Here is a 15,150-nt window from a genome sequence, read left to right on the forward strand (position 1 = left end):
TCAAACATGGTCGAATTCGTCCTTCCCCAAAACTCCCGCCCGGTCGAGGGCAAGGTGTGGCCGGCGCCGGAAGGCGCGACGCGGCTCAGAGAATTCCGCATCTATCGCTTCGATCCGGACACCTCCGCGAATCCGCGCATAGACACTTATTTCGTCGATCTCGACGATTGCGGGCCGATGGTGCTGGACGCGATCCTGTGGATCAAGAACAGGATCGACCCGACGCTGACCTTCCGCCGCTCCTGCCGCGAGGGCATTTGCGGCTCCTGCTCGATGAACATCGACGGGCTCAACACGCTCGCCTGCACCAAGGGCATGGACGAGATCGAGGGCGCGATCAAAATCTATCCGCTGCCGCATATGCCGGTGGTGAAGGACCTCGTGCCCGACCTCACCGATTTCTACGCCCAGCACGCCGCCATCGAGCCCTGGCTGCAAGCTTCGAGCCCCGATCCCGAGAAGGAGCGGCTGCAATCGCCTCAGGACCGCCACAAGCTGGACGGGCTCTATGAGTGCATCCTCTGCGCCTGCTGTTCGACCTCCTGTCCGAGCTATTGGTGGAATTCCGACCGCTTCCTCGGCCCGGCGGCGCTGCTGCAGGCGCAGCGCTGGGTGGCGGATTCGCGTGACGAGGCGACCGAAACCCGCGTCGCTTATGTCGACGACGCCTTCCGCCTCTATCGGTGCCACACCATTCTCAACTGCTCCAACGCCTGTCCCAAGGGACTGCGGCCGGGCACGGCGATCGCCGAGCTGAAGAATTTGGCCATCGCCCAGGACACGAAGAAGGAGTGAGCGCCGCATCGCCGCCACGCTCGCGACGCAGTGCAGAAACCTTCGCGGGCAGGCGCAGCTTGTGTTTCCTGACGCGAGGAGTCATGTTCCCGCGAGCAGGACATTCTCGTGGAGTCGTCATCATGCGATTGCGCCCGCATGTAACATTCGTCGCCGTGCTCGCTCTGGCGAGCGTCTCGACCGCCGTCTCGGCGCAGGACTGGACGCTCGACACCAGCGCGCTCGGCGCCCCGGCCCATTCCAAGGGCAAGAAAGCGAAGCCGCAGAGCGCCGCCGCCGACAGCGGCGCCGCGAATGGCAAAAACGCGCCGAACGCCAAGGGCGAGAACCGGCAGTTCGGCGAGCTCGAGGGCTGGTCGCCCGGCAAATCCCCGCCGAAGCCGAAAGAAAAGCGCGACGACTCGCCCCGCTTCGGCAAGGCGCCGGTCAATATGAACTCCAACGGCGGCATGGGCGTCGGCATGCCCTTCTGAGGGCATTACTCGCTTCCCGGCGGGCGATAGGTCAGAATATCATCGGCCTTCAGCCAGCCGGGCGAACCTTCCTTGAACTGCGTCTGCGCGCGCGAGGCCTGGGTGCGCGCCTCTATATATTTGCCGGCGACGAACAGCCCTTCCGCCGCCGCGAGCTGCGCCTTGGCGCCGTCGCCCTTGCGGAAATAGGCCATGGAGAGAAACTCCCAGGCCTCGGATGAATCCTCGTCGCGCTGCGTGGCGTTGGCCAGCACCTTGATCGCCTCGTCGGTATAAGCGGGGTTGTCCGAGGCGACCAGCGCATGGCCGAGCAGCACGCGGATCGGCGTGGCGTTCGGTCCGGCGAGCCCGGCCGCCTTGCGCAGCGGCGCGATCGCTTGCGCGGCCCGCCCGGCCTCCAGCAGAAACTGCCCCTTCAGCTCCCAGAAATAAGGGTTCTTCGGCTGCGCCGCGATCAACGCATCGGCGCCGGCGAGCGCCTCGTCCAGCCGGCCGAAGCGATTGTCGGCGATGACCCGCGCATAGCGCGCCGGCAGCGACAGATCGGAGACGGGATAGCGACGCCCCACCTCGCCGACATCGCCGGTGAAGCCGATGAGCTTGGCGCGCATCAGATCATGCCGCGCCTGTAGCGCCGGCGGGTCTTGCGTCTCGAAAAAAGGCGATTGCTCGGCCGCCTGGCGCAGATTGGAGATGCGCTCATTGGGCAGCGGATGCGACTGCAGATAGGGATCGATGGTCGACGATTTGAACAGGGTCTCGCTGGCGAAGCGGTTGAACGTCTCCAGCATGCCCTTGGCCGATTGACGCGTCGCGGTGAGGAAGCGCACCGCCATGCGGTCGGCGGCCTGCTCCTCGCCGCGCTGATAGGCGAGCAGCGAGCGCTTCACCGCCTCCTGCGGGCCCATCAGAATGCCGACGGCGCCGCCCGAATCCATGCCGACAGAAGCATTGGGGCGCGAGAAGGCGCCGCGGGCGGCGAATATGGCGCCGGCGCTGGCCAGCATTCCGGCGACGGAGAGAATGGCGGCGCGGGCCAGTTCCTGGCGGCCGCGCGCGAGATGGCCCCCGGCGATATGGCCGCTCTCATGAGCGAGCACGCCGATGATCTCATTGGGCGTCTTGGCCTCGATCAGCGCCCCGACATTGACGAAGATTTTCTGCCCGTCGGCGACGAAGGCGTTGAAGGAGCGATCGCCGACGAGGATGATCCTCGCCGCGCCGGTGTGGATTCCGGCGGCCTCGAGCACGGGCTTGGTGTAATCGCGCAGCAATTGCTCGATCTCGGCGTCGCGGATGATGGAGACATTGGGGCCGTCCTCCGCGCGAACGGGCGCCGCGAGGGCGACGGCGAGAAGGCCGGACAGCAAGGCGCGGAGACGGCTGCGGTTACGCATGGCGGGAGAGTGGTGGAAGCGGGGACGGAATGCAAATGGGAGCGGCCGCTCGGGCCGCGGCCATGCGCCTCTACCCTCCGGCTTGACGCGAAGGCGTGTTGCGCGTAGCGCAGGCTCGAAAAATTCTGCGCCCGGGGAGGCATCACTGAAATGGCAATCGAAAAGCCCGGCGTGAAGCCGGCTAATCCGCGTTTTTCCTCCGGCCCCTGCTCCAAGCATCCGGGCTGGCGGCTGGAGAATCTCGCTGGCGCGGCGCTCGGCCGCTCGCATCGCGCTCCCGCGGGCAAGGGCAAGCTGAAGGAAGCGATCGACCTCACTCGCGAGGTGCTGCGCGTCCCGGCGGACCACCGCATCGCCATCGTCCCCGCCTCCGACACCGGCGCCGTCGAGATGGCGCTGTGGTCGCTGATCGGCGCGCGCGGCGTCGACGTCGCCGCCTGGGAGAGCTTCAGCGGCGATTGGGTCACCGATATCATCGAGCAGCTGAAGCCCGGCGGCGCGCGCAGCTTCGTCGCGCCCTTCGGCGAATTGCCCGACATGAGCAGAATCGACTTCGACAACGATTTCGTCTTCGCCTGGAACGGCACCACCGCCGGCGTGCGCGTGCCGAACGCCGATTTTATCCCGGCCGATCGCAAGGGCCTCACCATCTGCGACGCGACCTCGGCCGCTTTCGCGCAGCCGCTCGATTTCGCCAAGCTCGATGTCGTCACTTATTCCTGGCAGAAGGTGCTGGGCGGCGAGGCGGCGCATGGCATGCTCATCCTCTCGCCGCGCGCCGTCGAGCGGCTGGAGAGCTACACGCCCGCTTGGCCCTTGCCGAAGATTTTCCGCCTCACCAAGAACGGCAAGCTCAATGAGAGCATTTTCGAGGGCGAGACCATCAACACGCCTTCGCTTCTCTGCGTCGAGGATTATCTCGACGCGCTGAAATGGGCGAAGTCGATCGGCGGGCTCGACGCGCTGTTCGCGCGGGCGAACGCCAACGCCGCCGCCGTTTCCGCCTGGGTGGAGACGACCCCCGCTTTCACCCATCTCGCCCAGGATGCGGCGACGCGCTCCAACACCGGCGTCTGCCTCGTCTTCGGCGAGCCGGCGGTGGCCGCTCTCTCGCGCGACGCGCAATGGGCGCTCGCCAAGGAGATCGTCGCGCTGATCGAGAAGGAGGGGGCCGGCTTCGACTTCGGCGCCTATCGCGACGCGCCGCCCGGCCTGCGCATCTGGTGCGGCGCGACCGTCGAGACCAGCGATGTCACGGCGCTGACCCGCTGGATCGACTGGGCCTATGCCGAGGCGCGCTCGCAAATGGCCAAGGCGGCTTGAAAGCCGGCGAGTCGATCGCGATTCTGATAGTGGGGACGACGCGGGTGTGACGCGATCGGGGGGCGGGTCGCCGCGGGTTTGCTCGCGGTGCGCGGCCTCGCGCCGCAGGGAGGCCGCCATGGCGCCGCGCGTGCTCGTCTCCGATTCGCTGTCGCCTTCCGCGCTGCAGATTTTCGCCGCGCATGGGCTGGAGGCGGATTTCCGGCCCGACCTCGGCCGGGACCGCGCCCATCTCCTCGACGCCATCGGCGACTATGACGCGCTGGCGATAAGGTCGGCGACGCGGGTCGACGCCGATCTCCTGGCGCGGGCCGGCCGGCTGCGGGTCGTCGGCCGCGCCGGCGTCGGCGTCGACAATGTCGATGTCGGCGCGGCGACGGCGCACGGCGTCGTCGTCATGAACACGCCTTATGGCAATTCCGTCACCACCGCCGAGCATACGATCGCGCTGATGATGGCGCTCGCTCGGCAAATTCCCGCCGCCGACGCCTCCACCCGCGCCGGCAAATGGGAGAAGAGCCGCTTCATGGGGGTCGAGCTCGCGGGCAAGACGCTCGGCGTGATCGGCTGCGGCAATGTCGGCGCCAATGTCGCGACGCGGGCGCTCGGCCTCGCGATGCGCGTCATCGCCTTTGATCCCTTTCTCACCCCCGAGCGCGCCGAGGAGCTCGGCGTCGAGCCGGTCGCGCTCGAAGCTCTGCTCGCGCGCGCCGACATCGTGACGCTGCATACGCCGCTGACCGCGCGAACGCGCCATATTCTGAACGCGGAGAGCATCGCGCGCATGAAGCGCGGCGCGCGCATCGTCAATTGCGCGCGCGGCGGGCTCGTCGACGAGGCGGCGCTCGCCGCGGCGCTCGATGCGGGCCATGTGGCCGGCGCCGCGCTCGATGTGTTCGAGATCGAGCCGGCGGGCGACAATCCGCTGTTCGCACGAGAGAATGTCGTCTGCACGCCGCATCTCGGCGCCTCGACGGTCGAGGCGCAGGAGAAGGTCGCGTTGCAGATCGCCCAACGCATCGCCGATTTCTTGACGCGCGGCGAGATTGTCGACGCGGTCAATTTCCCTTCGGTCAATGCGGAAGAAGCGCCACGCCTCGCGCCCTATATCGCTCTCGCCGAGCGGCTCGGCGCTTTTGTCGGCCAGACCGCGCGTGGGTCCTTCGAGCATGTGTCGATCATCTACGAGGGCGCCGCCGCCGCGCGCAATGTGAAGGCGCTCACCGCCGCCGCCCTCGCCGGTCTGCTGCGGCCGATTCTCTCGGAGACGAACATGGTCTCGGCGCCGGTGATCGCCAAAGAGCGTGGCGTCGTCGTCGACGAGGTGACGCGCAGCGCGAGCGGAGACTACGAGTCGCTGATCACGTTGACGGCCTGGACGAAAGAGGGAGAGCGCTCGCTCGCGGGAACCGTGTTCCACGACGACGAGCCGCGCATCGTCGCCATCGATGGCGTCCGGCTGGAGACGGCGTTCGCGCCGCGCATGATCTTCGTGTCCAACGAGGACAGGCCCGGCTTCATGGGGCTCTTCGCCGGTCTCTTGGGCGAGGCGGGCGTCAATATCGCGACCTGCGCTCTCGGTCGCGATCGACCCGGCGGCTCGGCGCGGGCTCTCGTCGGCGTCGATGAGCCGGCGCCGGAACGAGCAATGGCGCGGATCGCCGCGCTTCCCGGCGTGCGCTTCGCCGCCGCGCTCGAATTCTGATCGGAGCCAAGGCTCTCTCCGGCGCGCATCAGAGCATGAGTGCACAAAGAGCGAGCCTGAAGGCTCGCAGTCCAGATGCGGCCAGGGACCGCGAGCCTTCAGGCTCGCTCTCGAAACAGATCACTGGTGGGGTGGGTATATGGTCCGATCGCCGCATTCACTGCGCGCCTCGAAGGCTCGCTCGGCGGGCGTCGGATTCCTCCTCGCTCCGCCCCATTGTCGCGACAACGAGGCGGAGGAGGCGGATCGAGTGTCGACTTTTACAAGTCGGCGATCAACGCCAAGCCGTGGGCTTCAGCAAGGAAGCCGCAGTCGGATAGGCGAAGGATCGTCGTTACTGAATCATCTTCACGGTGCGGCCGACGCCCGGATCGGTGCCATTGCCCGTTCCGTTGGTGCCCGCCGGAGAAATCCAGTCCGGAACCTTCGTCAGCATGATGATGACGAAGGCGACAATTCCGACCATCCACAGAACGGTCTTGCCGATTTCCGAGCTGCTGTGTCCGATGGTTGACATGTGACGATCCTCCGAATTTTGGTGTGTTATTTGTTGTTACTCGATGCGCCGCATCGGCGTGAAGCCTACACCAACTCTTCGGCCGATACAATGTGGCATGAGCGCGCGCGACGAGATTTCGCAGAGCCGCCTCAGACGCGAGCGAGGGCGCGCGCGATCGCTCCCGAGACGCGGATGGCGCGGCTCGGTTGGGCTTGCGTCATGGTAGCGCGCTCAGTCGCGGTGGGCGAGGTAGAATTCGAGCATGGCGACGGCCGCCCGACGATCGGCGTCGGCGGCGCGGGACAGAGCGGCGGCGTGCAGATCGACGATCCATTGATCGGTGGGCCGGTCGCCGGCGGCCTCGCGCGCCAGCGTCAGATACATGAGGCCGCGCGCCCGCTGCGGCGGGCCGCCGGCCTCGCCGTTGAACAAGAGATGGCCGAGCAGCGCCTGCGACGGGGCGTGGCCCTTGCGGGCGGAGAGATCGAGCCAGTTCGCGGCCTGGCGCGCATCCTTGGCGACGCCATTGCCGTCGAGATACATGCGCGCGAGATTATATTGCGCATCGGCGTTGCCGAAATAGGTGGCGGCGTAGCGGAAGAGATCGAAGGCGTGGCCGACGTCGGGCGCGATCTGCGCCGCGGCGATGCCCTCGAGATAATAGACGCCGACGGCGACGAAGGCGCCGGCCGCCATCAGCCGCTCGCGCGGGCTCGGCTCGTCCTCGGCGAAATGCTCCACGAGCTTGGAGAAATAGGAATAGGCCTTGGCGTCGTCGCGCACGACGCCGTCGCCGTCCGCATACATGCGGCCGAGCTTCCATTGCGCGAGCGATTCTCCGCCGTCGGCGGCGTAGCGCAACGCCTCCAGCGACTTCTTCGTGTTGCCGGCGTGATAATTCTCGAGGCCGATGCGCAGCGCCGCGCGCGGATCCTTGAACATCGGCAGCGGCGCGGCGACCGCGGCGACATTGCGCGGCTCCGACGCGTCGAAGGCGAGCGCGCGCGAGCCGATGAGAAAGAGGCAGGCGAGGGAGCAGCCGAACGCGGCTCCCCGCATCCCGCGACGCCCGCCGGGCCGCGCCGTCGACGCAATCCGATGAAGAAACGCCATCATATCCGGCTTCGACTTTCTGACACGGCAGCCGCCCGCAGACGACGCACTCGAACGCATTTTCAGGGCGTCGCCTCCCAAAGGATGCGACGGCCATCGAAACGAGCGCGCCTGTCCTCCGATGCGTCGAGCGCTCCGGAAGTCGTCTACGCGTCCTCGATGACCTTGTGACGGCGCCGAGATTAGCGCAGCGTTTATGGCTGAAAAGGGGCGTCGCGCCGTTATCGCCGCGCGCGAAAACTTATCTCGGCGAGTGTTGCAACAAGGTCACAAATTTCGTGGCGGCGCCGGATGTTTTCGTCCGGATTGCTGCGCGCGCGGCTAAGCGCTGCGCCTTCCGGCGCCGGCCGCGTTCGGCCGACGGCTCTACGGCGCGCGGCGCGCTCGAGCTGCTGGCGCTGACGACGCGGTCGACCTATATTTCGCACCCGAGTCGGCGCAGGCGCCCGCCGGCCCGCCGCCATTCGCCGAGCGTCCGACGGAGCCGAACAGTCGATGCAGTCCGCCGCCACTCCCCACCTCGACGGAGCATTCGCCGCGACCAGAGGCGACATGCGCCGATCCGTGAGCGTGCCGCGCGACACCGCCGGACTGCGCCGGCTGTTCATTTTCTTCGGCCCCGGCTATCTCGTCGCCACCGGCTATATGGATCCGGGCAATTGGGCGACGGCGCTCGCCGGCGGCTCGAAATTCGGAACGTCGCTGCTGTTCGTCGCCGTGCTGTCGAGCCTGATGGCGATCGTGCTGCAATCGCTGACGGCGCGGCTCGGCCTCGGCGCCGGGCTCGATCTCGCCTCCGCCTGCCGCGCGCGCTTTCCGCGCCACGCCAATTTCGCGCTGTGGCTGCTCGCCGAGGCGGGCATTCTCGCCACCGACCTCGCCGAGGTGATCGGCACGGCGATCGGCCTGCAATTGCTGTTCGGCCTGCCGCTCGCCGCCGGCGTTGTGGTGACGCTGCTCGACACCTTCCTCGTGCTCGCCTTCGAGCGCGCCGGTTTTCGCAAGATCGAGCTGTTCGTCGTGGCGATGCTCGGCGTCATCGCCCTCTCCTTCGGCGCGCAGCTGGCGCTCGCCGAGCCCAGCCTGGCGGCGATCGCGGAAGGGCTCGTCCCGAGCCGAGCCTTCTTCGAAAATCCGGAGATGCTCTATATCGGCCTCGGCATTCTCGGCGCGACGGTGATGCCGCATAATCTCTTTCTGCACTCTTATATCGTGCAGACGCGCGCCGTCGGCGCCTCGCTGGACGAGAAGCGCGAGGCGATCGATTTCGCCGTGCTCGACAGCACCCTCGCTCTGATGATCGCGCTCGTCATCAACGGCTCGATCCTGGTGCTGGCGGCGGCAGCCTTCCACGCCACCGGCCATACCGAGGTCGCCGAGCTCGGCGAGGCCTATCGGCTGATCGCGCCGCTGCTCGGCGCGCCGATCGCGGCGAAGCTGTTCGCCGTGGCGCTGATCGCCTGCGGGCTCAACTCCACGGTGACGGCGACCCTCGCCGGCCAGATCGTGATGGAGGGCTTCGTCCATATCCGCATGCGGCCGGCCCTGCGCCGGCTGGTCACCCGGCTCATCGCCATCCTGCCGGCCGTCGCCGTCACGCTCATCGCCGGCGAAGCCGCGACGGCGCGGCTGCTGGTGCTGAGCCAGGTGGTGCTGAGCCTCACCCTTCCTTTCGCGGTCGCGCCGCTCGTCTGGTTCACCGCCTCGCGGCGCATGATGGGCGAGCTGACCGCGCCACGCGCCACCACTGCCGTCGCCGCCGTCATCGCCGTGGCCATCATCGCGCTCAACGGCAAGCTGCTGCTGGACGCGTTCTCGGGGAATTGAGCTTGGCGCCCGCTTCGCATGTCGCGGCGGATGATCCTATGACGAAGGCGATCCGATGACAGTCGCGCAGCTGATCGAAGCTCTCAAAGACATGCCGGCCGAAGCCGTGATCGTGCTCGAAGGCGACGGCGGCTTCGCCCGTCTCGCGCGCATCGATCTCGAGAAGAGCCCGATGGCGGGCCTGCCGGACGAGGTGGTTCTCTCGACGGATGCCGAGGAGTGAGGCCAGTGGCCATTCCCGACATGACCGACGAAGAGATCGACGCTGCTGTCGCCTCCGATCCCGACTGGGCGGAGCTGGAGCCGATCGACTGGACCCGAGCGGAAGTCGTCACGCCGCCCAAGGCGGCCGGCGCTTTCACGACCGGCGGCGTGAATTCAGCCGATTGACGGGGCTGAAACGGACGCTGGGGCGTCATTGCGAGCAACGCGAAGCCAATCCAGAGCGGCGGGCGGGTTCTGGATTGCTTCGCCGCTTCGCTCCTCGCAATGCCGCCCTGTTCCGTCAGAATGGCAGCGGGCCGCTGATCGTCACGCGCACGGCCGGAGGCTCCATGGGCTTGAAGTGCCGGTCCATCACGCCGACCGCGCAGACATTGCTCGACACGAGGCCCGCCTTGCAGAGGCCGTAGAGCTTATCCGTCGGCAGCAGTGAGCCATAACCGTAAGTGATCATGTCCGAGCGGGAATTGGTGATGTTGAAAGCGTCCGCCTGAATGCTGTAGCCATTGTCGAAGCGATAGCCGACACGCAGGTTCAGCGTGCCGGTCGCCGGCGATTTGATCTGACCGTCCTCGGTCAGAGGACGCTCGCCGAGGTAGCGATAGCGCAGCGCCGCGAAGGGGCCCAACGCCTCGCCGACCTCGACTTGACCCATGGCGATGATATTGGGCGCATTGTCGAGGTAATTGCCCGGCGCATTGCCGATCAGAGCCCCATAGCCGGCGGCGCCGGAAGCGACGAGAGCGGCGTAGTTGGCCGCCGTCTCGCTGTCATAGCCGCGATAACGCGCATGCGAGAGCGACACGCTGCCTTCGGCTCGCAACCAGGACGCGGGCGCGTAGTGATTGATGATCTCGATGCCGTAGCGTCGGCTCGGACGACCATAGATCGTGCTGCCAGAATCGCCTTCGAACTGATTTTCCGAATCATTGTCCAGCCACCAGAGAGCGACCGAGGTTTCGAGTCCGTCGACGAATCGCGAGGTCTTCGCGCCGACCTCGGCGCCGCGCTGCTTGACGAGCAGAGGGATGGGCGACGCCGCCGACCCGTCCGAAGGAGCGAGATGCGTGACGGTGCCGCGCGCGTCGGTCGAATGGTAGCCTTCGCCGAAGTTGAGGTAGAACTCCGTCCGCTCGAACGGCCCGAGGACGAGGCCGAATTTGGGGCTGCCCATGGTCCCGCTCGAGGAGCCGCTGTTCGCGGGCCCCGTCAAGATCGGATTGCCGAACTCGTCCTTGGGCGCGGAGAGCGCATCTTGGAGGCTGCCGACGCTGGCGGCGAAATAGTCGAAGCGCACGCCGCCGGTGGCGCGCAGCCAGGGAGCGAAATGGACGGTCGTATCGGTCCACAGGCTGACATTGCCCTCCGCGACCTGATTATTGGAGACCGTGTCGTAGGGCGTGCGATGGTAGGTGTCCTGGAGGCCGAGACGAATATTGTCGTAGCGGCTCTGCAGGCCGATGCGCGATTCGACCGGCAGGCCGGCGAGCTCGTATTTATAGGCGTGCTGGGCGTTGACGCCGAGCACGGTGCGCCGGTCGAATTGGCGGAACTGGTCGCCGAGATCGGGGTTGGACAGGAAATAGGTGAAATTATTATAAAGATCGAGCGTCGAGCGGATGGCGTAGGCTTCGACGCGCGAGGAATGGGCGCCGTCGACCTGACTCCAGCGCGCCGACAGGCTGAAGCGGCTCGCGTCGCCGCCGTCGGTGCGATCGACATTGCCCCAGAGGGGAAGCTGGCCGCTATAGACGGCGCGCTCGGGAATCTGATCGGTCGAATACCAGCGATTGGCGTAGGCCATGCCGGTGATCGACACGCCGTCCTCCTGCGTGCCGTGCGACCAACGCATCACGCCGTTGATCTTGCGCGTCTCATCGGGCCGCGTCCAGGGGCCGTCATAGACGCTCGATTCGATCGCCGTCAGCAGGCTGCCGCCATGAACGTCATAGGATTTGATCCCGAGCAGCCGGCCATAGGCGAAGCTGCCGCCCGTCGCCCGGAACAAGCCGGAATCGAGCTTGTCGATATATTGCATGTCGACGGCGCCGGCCGAGGAGAAGTCGCCTTTGTCGGCGTAATAAGGGCCCTTGCGCCCGACGACCGAGGAGAGAAGCTCTGGGATCAGGAAATTGGCGTCGGCGTAGCCCTGGCCATGGCCATGGGTGCGCATGTTGATCGGCATTCCGTCCAAGGTGAGCGAGAAATCGGTGCCGTGATCGAGCTGGAAGCCGCGCAGAAAATATTGATTGGCCTTGCCCTCGCCGCTGTGCTGCGTGACCGAGAGGCCGGGCACGATCTCGAGCGCCTCGCCCGGGCGGGCGAAAGGAACGGCGTTGACGGCCTGGCCGCTGAAGACGGTCTCGCTGGCGGCCTCGATCCTCACCGGCTGCTTCTGTTCGATTTTCGCGCGCGCCGCGGCGGCGGCCGGCGTCGCCGCCGCGATATCGATATCCGGCAGGGCCTCTTGCGCGACGGCCGAGCCTCCGAGCAGCGCGGCCGTCATGGCCAGCGCCGAAATGCCTGAACGAAGCCCAACGCTCATTGCGTCCCCCCGACGTATGATTTTTTTATATTTTCATCATACGATCGGGCGTGACGTCAAGGCCACGTAAGAAATAGCCGCAGTTGTTGCATATCGGCAACAGCGATCCGGGTCAGTCGTGGCTGTGGCCGTGGCTGTGAACCTGCGCGCCATGGCCCGCCGCGGGAGCATGCGCCTCGGCCGGAGCGACGACCAGCTGGCCGTAGCGCACGCCGCGCTCGCCGATCACATGGCTGGCGAAATGCTCGACCTCGGATTTGGCGCCGCGCAGCAGCGACACCTCGAGGCAGGTTTCGGCGTCGACATGCACATGCAGCGTGGCGATGGAGAGGTCGGCGTGGCTGTGATGATCGCTCGTCAGCCGTTTCGACAATTGCCGCGTGTCATGGTCGTAGAGATAGACGAGCGCGCCGATGCAGGGGCGGTCGCCGTCCTCGGACCGGGGCCGCTCGAGCAGTCCGGCGCGCACGAGGTCGCGCACGGCCTCCGAGCGGTTCTGATGTCCACTGGCCTCCATGTAGCGATCGAGGCACGCCATCAGATCGTCGTCTATGGTCAGGGTGACCCGTTGCACGGCCGCGCTCCATTTGCATTATGCCTTTGTTCTAGCTGAGTGACAATGCGGCGGCAATCACGCTTTTGACGGCAGGAGCCAGCGCCGGGGGAAAGCTCTGGCCCCCTTGGAAAATGCGATCTTGGACTCTTGCGGATAATCTAGGCCGTGACTAGGTTGATTGCGCCGCGCGCCGAAGCGAAGTCGAATGCAGGCGCGCCGGGGCGAGCGGCGCGAAGTGTCGATCGACGCATGTCGCCGCGTCGTCACGCGCTCACCATATCTTCGAGCGGCTCCCGTTACGGCGCGGGATCAACGGGAACGCGGGTTCGATGCAACCATATGAAAAGCTCCTGCTGGAGAATAAAGCGTGGGCGCAAGAAAAAAAGCTGAAGGAGCCAGATTACTTCGAGCGGCTCGCAGCGGATCAGAGACCTGAGTTTCTCTGGATCGGCTGCTCCGACAGCCGCGTTCCCGCCGACATCATCATCAACGCCGAGCCCGGCGTGATCTTCGCGCATCGCAATATCGCCAATCAGGTGATCGCCACCGATTTCAACTGCCTCAGCGTCATCCAATACGCCGTCGATGTGCTGAAGGTCGGCCATGTCATCGTCTGCGGACATTACAATTGCGGCGGCGTGCGCGCCGCGCTCGAACGGCAGAAGCCCGAGCTCACCCTCGTCAACAAATGGCTGATGCACATCAAGGACGTGTATCGGCTGCATCGCGAGGAGATCGAATCCCAGCCGACCGAGAAGCAAAAGGCCGACCGGCTGGTCGAGCTGAACGTCATCGAGCAGGTCCGCAACCTTTCTCACATGTCCATCATCCAGAACGCCTGGAAGCATGATCAGCGCCCGACGCTGCATGGCTGGGTCTATGCGCTGCACGACGGCGTCCTCAAGCAGCTGATCGTTTTGCCGCCCGGCAGCGAGATCGACGTCATCTATCAGCAGGACGACGCGCAGACGTGACCTGATCGCGCCAGCTGATCGACTTTTAGGAGAGACGCGCGTGCTGCAGAAACATTTCGGCTATTATCTCCGCTACCTCGACCATGACATTCCCGCCGGCCTCGTCGTGTTTCTGGTCGCCGTGCCGCTCTGCCTGGGCATTGCTCTCGCCTCCGGCGCCCCGCCCATGGCGGGCGTCGTCTCGGGAATTGTCGGAGGGGTCGTCGTCTCGATCCTGAGCGGTTCTCAGCTCGCCGTCTCCGGGCCGGCGGCGGGTCTCACGGTCATCGTCGCGGCGGCGATCGAGAAGCTCGGCGGGCTCGAGCAACTGCTCGTCGCCGTGGTGCTGGCGGGCGTGCTTCAGCTCGCCATGGGCTATCTGAAGGCCGGCGTCATCGGCGCCTTCTTCCCCTCGGCGGTCATCAAGGGCATGCTGGCGGCCATCGGCCTCATCCTCATCATGAAGCAGCTGCCGCACGCCGTCGGCTATGACGCGGAGGCCGAGAGCGATCTCTCCTTCGTGGAGACCGACAGCAGCATGTCGCTGCAGAGCATCATGGACGCGCTCGGCGCCGTTTCCCCCGGCGCCGTCCTCGTCAGCCTGGGCTCGCTCGCGATCATGATCTTGTGGGAGTCGCAGATCGTCAAGAGCCGCAAGCGCCTCGCGCTGCTGCCCGGCCCGCTCGTGGCCGTGACCTTCGGCGTCGCCTATAATTTCATCGCCTCGCATCTGACGCCGTCGCTGGCGATCGCCTCTCAGCATATCGTGAATCTGCCGGCGATCTTCGGACCGATCGAGTTCGGACGAAAGCTCACCTTTCCCGATTTCGGCGCGCTCGCCAATCCGTCGACCTATGTGACGGCAGCCACTCTGGCGCTGATCGCCAGCCTCGAGACGCTGCTCAGCCTAGAAGCGATCGACAAGCTCGATCCGCTGAAGCGCACGGCGTCGACCAATCAGGAGCTGAAGGCGCAGGGCGTCGGCAATATCGTCAGCGGAATGCTGGGCGGCCTCCCGATGACCGCCGTCATCGTCCGCGCTTCGGCCAATATCGACGCCGGCGCCCACACCAAGGTGTCGAGCTTCGTGCATGGCGTTCTGCTGCTCATGAGCGCGATGTTCCTGGCCTCCGTGCTCAATCTCATCCCGCTCGCCTGCCTCGCCTCCATCTTGCTCTTGACCGGCTATAAGCTGGCCAAGCCCACTCTGTTCAAGAGCGTCTATGAGAAAGGCTTCGATCAGTTCGCGCCCTTCGTCGTCACCGTGGTGGCGATCCTGGCTACCGATCTGCTGCTCGGCATGGCGATCGGCATGGCGGTCGGCCTGTTCTTCGTGCTGCGCGCCAATTATCATGAGGCCATCACCCTCACGCGCGACGGCAATAATTATCTGCTGCGACTGCAGAAGGATGTATCCTTTCTCAATAAGGCGCTGCTGCGCGGCTATCTCGCGCGCGTCGAGGAAAATGGCTATCTGATCGTCGACGGCGCCAAAGCGTCCTTCATCGATCAGGATATTCTGGAAACGCTGCAGGACTTCATCAAGGCCGCGGCCGATTCGGGAATCACCGTCGAGCTGAAGAATGTACGTGGCTTGTCGCTCAATGGCGGCGGAACGGCGGCGCAAGCGTCGTCGCACGGGAGCGGCGACGAGAGCTTTTCCATCTCGCATTGAGCCCGCGAAGGTCGACGGACTTCGCAAGAATGAGCCGTGAGGCGGCGGCCCGCCGCCTCGCCGGAAA

14 protein-coding genes are annotated in these 15,150 nt (G+C 65.9%); 9 read left to right on the top strand and 5 right to left on the bottom strand.

The window, feature by feature from the left end; all coding sequences use genetic code 11:
• Positions 1–6: 6 nt before the first annotated feature.
• Both CQW49_RS10855 and CQW49_RS25115 read left to right on the top strand, forming a co-directional pair.
• Entirely contained in the window at positions 7–795 is a 789-nt protein-coding gene (locus CQW49_RS10855; RefSeq protein ID WP_003609912.1) for a succinate dehydrogenase iron-sulfur subunit, read from the top strand.
• A 122-nt stretch (positions 796–917) separates the two neighbouring features.
• A complete protein-coding gene (locus CQW49_RS25115; RefSeq protein ID WP_003609910.1) occupies positions 918–1,268 on the top strand; it encodes a hypothetical protein in 351 nt (116 codons plus the stop codon).
• Positions 1,269–1,273: 5 nt separating this feature from the next.
• Here CQW49_RS25115 and CQW49_RS10865 read toward each other — a convergent pair whose 3' ends face one another.
• Complete coding sequence (locus tag CQW49_RS10865; RefSeq protein ID WP_003609908.1) at positions 1,274–2,665, bottom strand: M48 family metalloprotease; 1,392 nt, start codon at positions 2,663–2,665, stop codon at positions 1,274–1,276.
• Between the two features lie 150 nt (positions 2,666–2,815).
• On the opposite strand from CQW49_RS10865, the gene CQW49_RS10870 reads away from it, so the two are divergent.
• Positions 2,816–3,988 (top strand): phosphoserine transaminase, encoded by a 1,173-nt coding sequence (locus tag CQW49_RS10870; protein ID WP_003609906.1) that lies wholly within the window; start codon positions 2,816–2,818, stop codon positions 3,986–3,988.
• 118 nt (positions 3,989–4,106) lie between these two features.
• On the top strand, positions 4,107–5,693 hold the full coding sequence (gene serA, locus CQW49_RS10875; protein WP_003609903.1) for a phosphoglycerate dehydrogenase: 1,587 nt from the start codon (positions 4,107–4,109) through the stop codon (positions 5,691–5,693).
• A 334-nt stretch (positions 5,694–6,027) separates the two neighbouring features.
• Here the strand turns inward: serA and CQW49_RS10880 are convergent, their stop codons facing one another.
• A complete protein-coding gene (locus tag CQW49_RS10880; RefSeq protein WP_003609901.1) occupies positions 6,028–6,210 on the bottom strand; it encodes a hypothetical protein in 183 nt (60 codons plus the stop codon).
• Between the two features lie 213 nt (positions 6,211–6,423).
• A complete protein-coding gene (locus CQW49_RS10885) occupies positions 6,424–7,251 on the bottom strand; it encodes a tetratricopeptide repeat protein (RefSeq protein ID WP_003609899.1) in 828 nt (275 codons plus the stop codon).
• A 549-nt stretch (positions 7,252–7,800) separates the two neighbouring features.
• On the opposite strand from CQW49_RS10885, the gene CQW49_RS10890 reads away from it, so the two are divergent.
• Genes CQW49_RS10890 through CQW49_RS24550 form a run of 3 tightly spaced genes read left to right on the top strand, consistent with a single transcriptional unit; the run spans position 7,801 to position 9,522 of the window.
• Positions 7,801–9,132, top strand: coding sequence for an Nramp family divalent metal transporter (locus CQW49_RS10890; protein ID WP_003609896.1), 1,332 nt, complete (start codon positions 7,801–7,803; stop codon positions 9,130–9,132).
• Between the two features lie 55 nt (positions 9,133–9,187).
• Positions 9,188–9,355, top strand: coding sequence for a hypothetical protein (locus tag CQW49_RS25120; RefSeq protein ID WP_003609894.1), 168 nt, complete (start codon positions 9,188–9,190; stop codon positions 9,353–9,355).
• Positions 9,356–9,360: 5 nt separating this feature from the next.
• Complete coding sequence (locus CQW49_RS24550) at positions 9,361–9,522, top strand: hypothetical protein (protein WP_003609891.1); 162 nt, start codon at positions 9,361–9,363, stop codon at positions 9,520–9,522.
• Between the two features lie 115 nt (positions 9,523–9,637).
• Here CQW49_RS24550 and CQW49_RS10895 read toward each other — a convergent pair whose 3' ends face one another.
• Together CQW49_RS10895 and nikR are read right to left on the bottom strand one after the other, a co-directional pair.
• Positions 9,638–11,899, bottom strand: a complete 2,262-nt coding sequence (locus tag CQW49_RS10895; protein WP_003609890.1) for a TonB-dependent receptor — start codon at positions 11,897–11,899, stop codon at positions 9,638–9,640.
• 112 nt (positions 11,900–12,011) lie between these two features.
• Positions 12,012–12,473, bottom strand: coding sequence for a nickel-responsive transcriptional regulator NikR (nikR, locus tag CQW49_RS10900; protein WP_003609889.1), 462 nt, complete (start codon positions 12,471–12,473; stop codon positions 12,012–12,014).
• A 311-nt stretch (positions 12,474–12,784) separates the two neighbouring features.
• Between nikR and can the strand changes: the two genes are divergently transcribed.
• Both can and CQW49_RS10910 read left to right on the top strand, forming a co-directional pair.
• Entirely contained in the window at positions 12,785–13,429 is a 645-nt protein-coding gene (gene can, locus CQW49_RS10905) for a carbonate dehydratase (protein WP_003609888.1), read from the top strand.
• A 40-nt stretch (positions 13,430–13,469) separates the two neighbouring features.
• Positions 13,470–15,083, top strand: coding sequence for a SulP family inorganic anion transporter (locus tag CQW49_RS10910; protein ID WP_003609887.1), 1,614 nt, complete (start codon positions 13,470–13,472; stop codon positions 15,081–15,083).
• Positions 15,084–15,150: the final 67 nt, after the last annotated feature.

This window comes from Methylosinus trichosporium OB3b (assembly GCF_002752655.1).
Lineage (GTDB): Bacteria > Pseudomonadota > Alphaproteobacteria > Rhizobiales > Beijerinckiaceae > Methylosinus > Methylosinus trichosporium.

Bases quoted from the DNA above. Each gene is read 5' to 3' on its own strand.
- CQW49_RS10865 (WP_003609908.1), bottom strand. From the start codon at position 2,665: ATGCGTAACCGCAGCCGTCTCCGCGCCTTGCTGTCCGGCCTTCTCGCC.
- serA (WP_003609903.1), top strand. From the start codon at position 4,107: ATGGCGCCGCGCGTGCTCGTCTCCGATTCGCTGTCGCCTTCCGCGCTG.
- CQW49_RS10895 (WP_003609890.1), bottom strand. From the start codon at position 11,899: ATGAGCGTTGGGCTTCGTTCAGGCATTTCGGCGCTGGCCATGACGGCC.
- CQW49_RS25120 (WP_003609894.1), top strand. From the start codon at position 9,188: ATGACAGTCGCGCAGCTGATCGAAGCTCTCAAAGACATGCCGGCCGAA.
- CQW49_RS10870 (WP_003609906.1), top strand. From the start codon at position 2,816: ATGGCAATCGAAAAGCCCGGCGTGAAGCCGGCTAATCCGCGTTTTTCC.
- CQW49_RS10855 (WP_003609912.1), top strand. From the start codon at position 7: ATGGTCGAATTCGTCCTTCCCCAAAACTCCCGCCCGGTCGAGGGCAAG.
- CQW49_RS25115 (WP_003609910.1), top strand. From the start codon at position 918: ATGCGATTGCGCCCGCATGTAACATTCGTCGCCGTGCTCGCTCTGGCG.
- CQW49_RS10885 (WP_003609899.1), bottom strand. From the start codon at position 7,251: ATGCGGGGAGCCGCGTTCGGCTGCTCCCTCGCCTGCCTCTTTCTCATC.
- can (WP_003609888.1), top strand. From the start codon at position 12,785: ATGCAACCATATGAAAAGCTCCTGCTGGAGAATAAAGCGTGGGCGCAA.
- CQW49_RS10890 (WP_003609896.1), top strand. From the start codon at position 7,801: ATGCAGTCCGCCGCCACTCCCCACCTCGACGGAGCATTCGCCGCGACC.
- CQW49_RS10880 (WP_003609901.1), bottom strand. From the start codon at position 6,210: ATGTCAACCATCGGACACAGCAGCTCGGAAATCGGCAAGACCGTTCTG.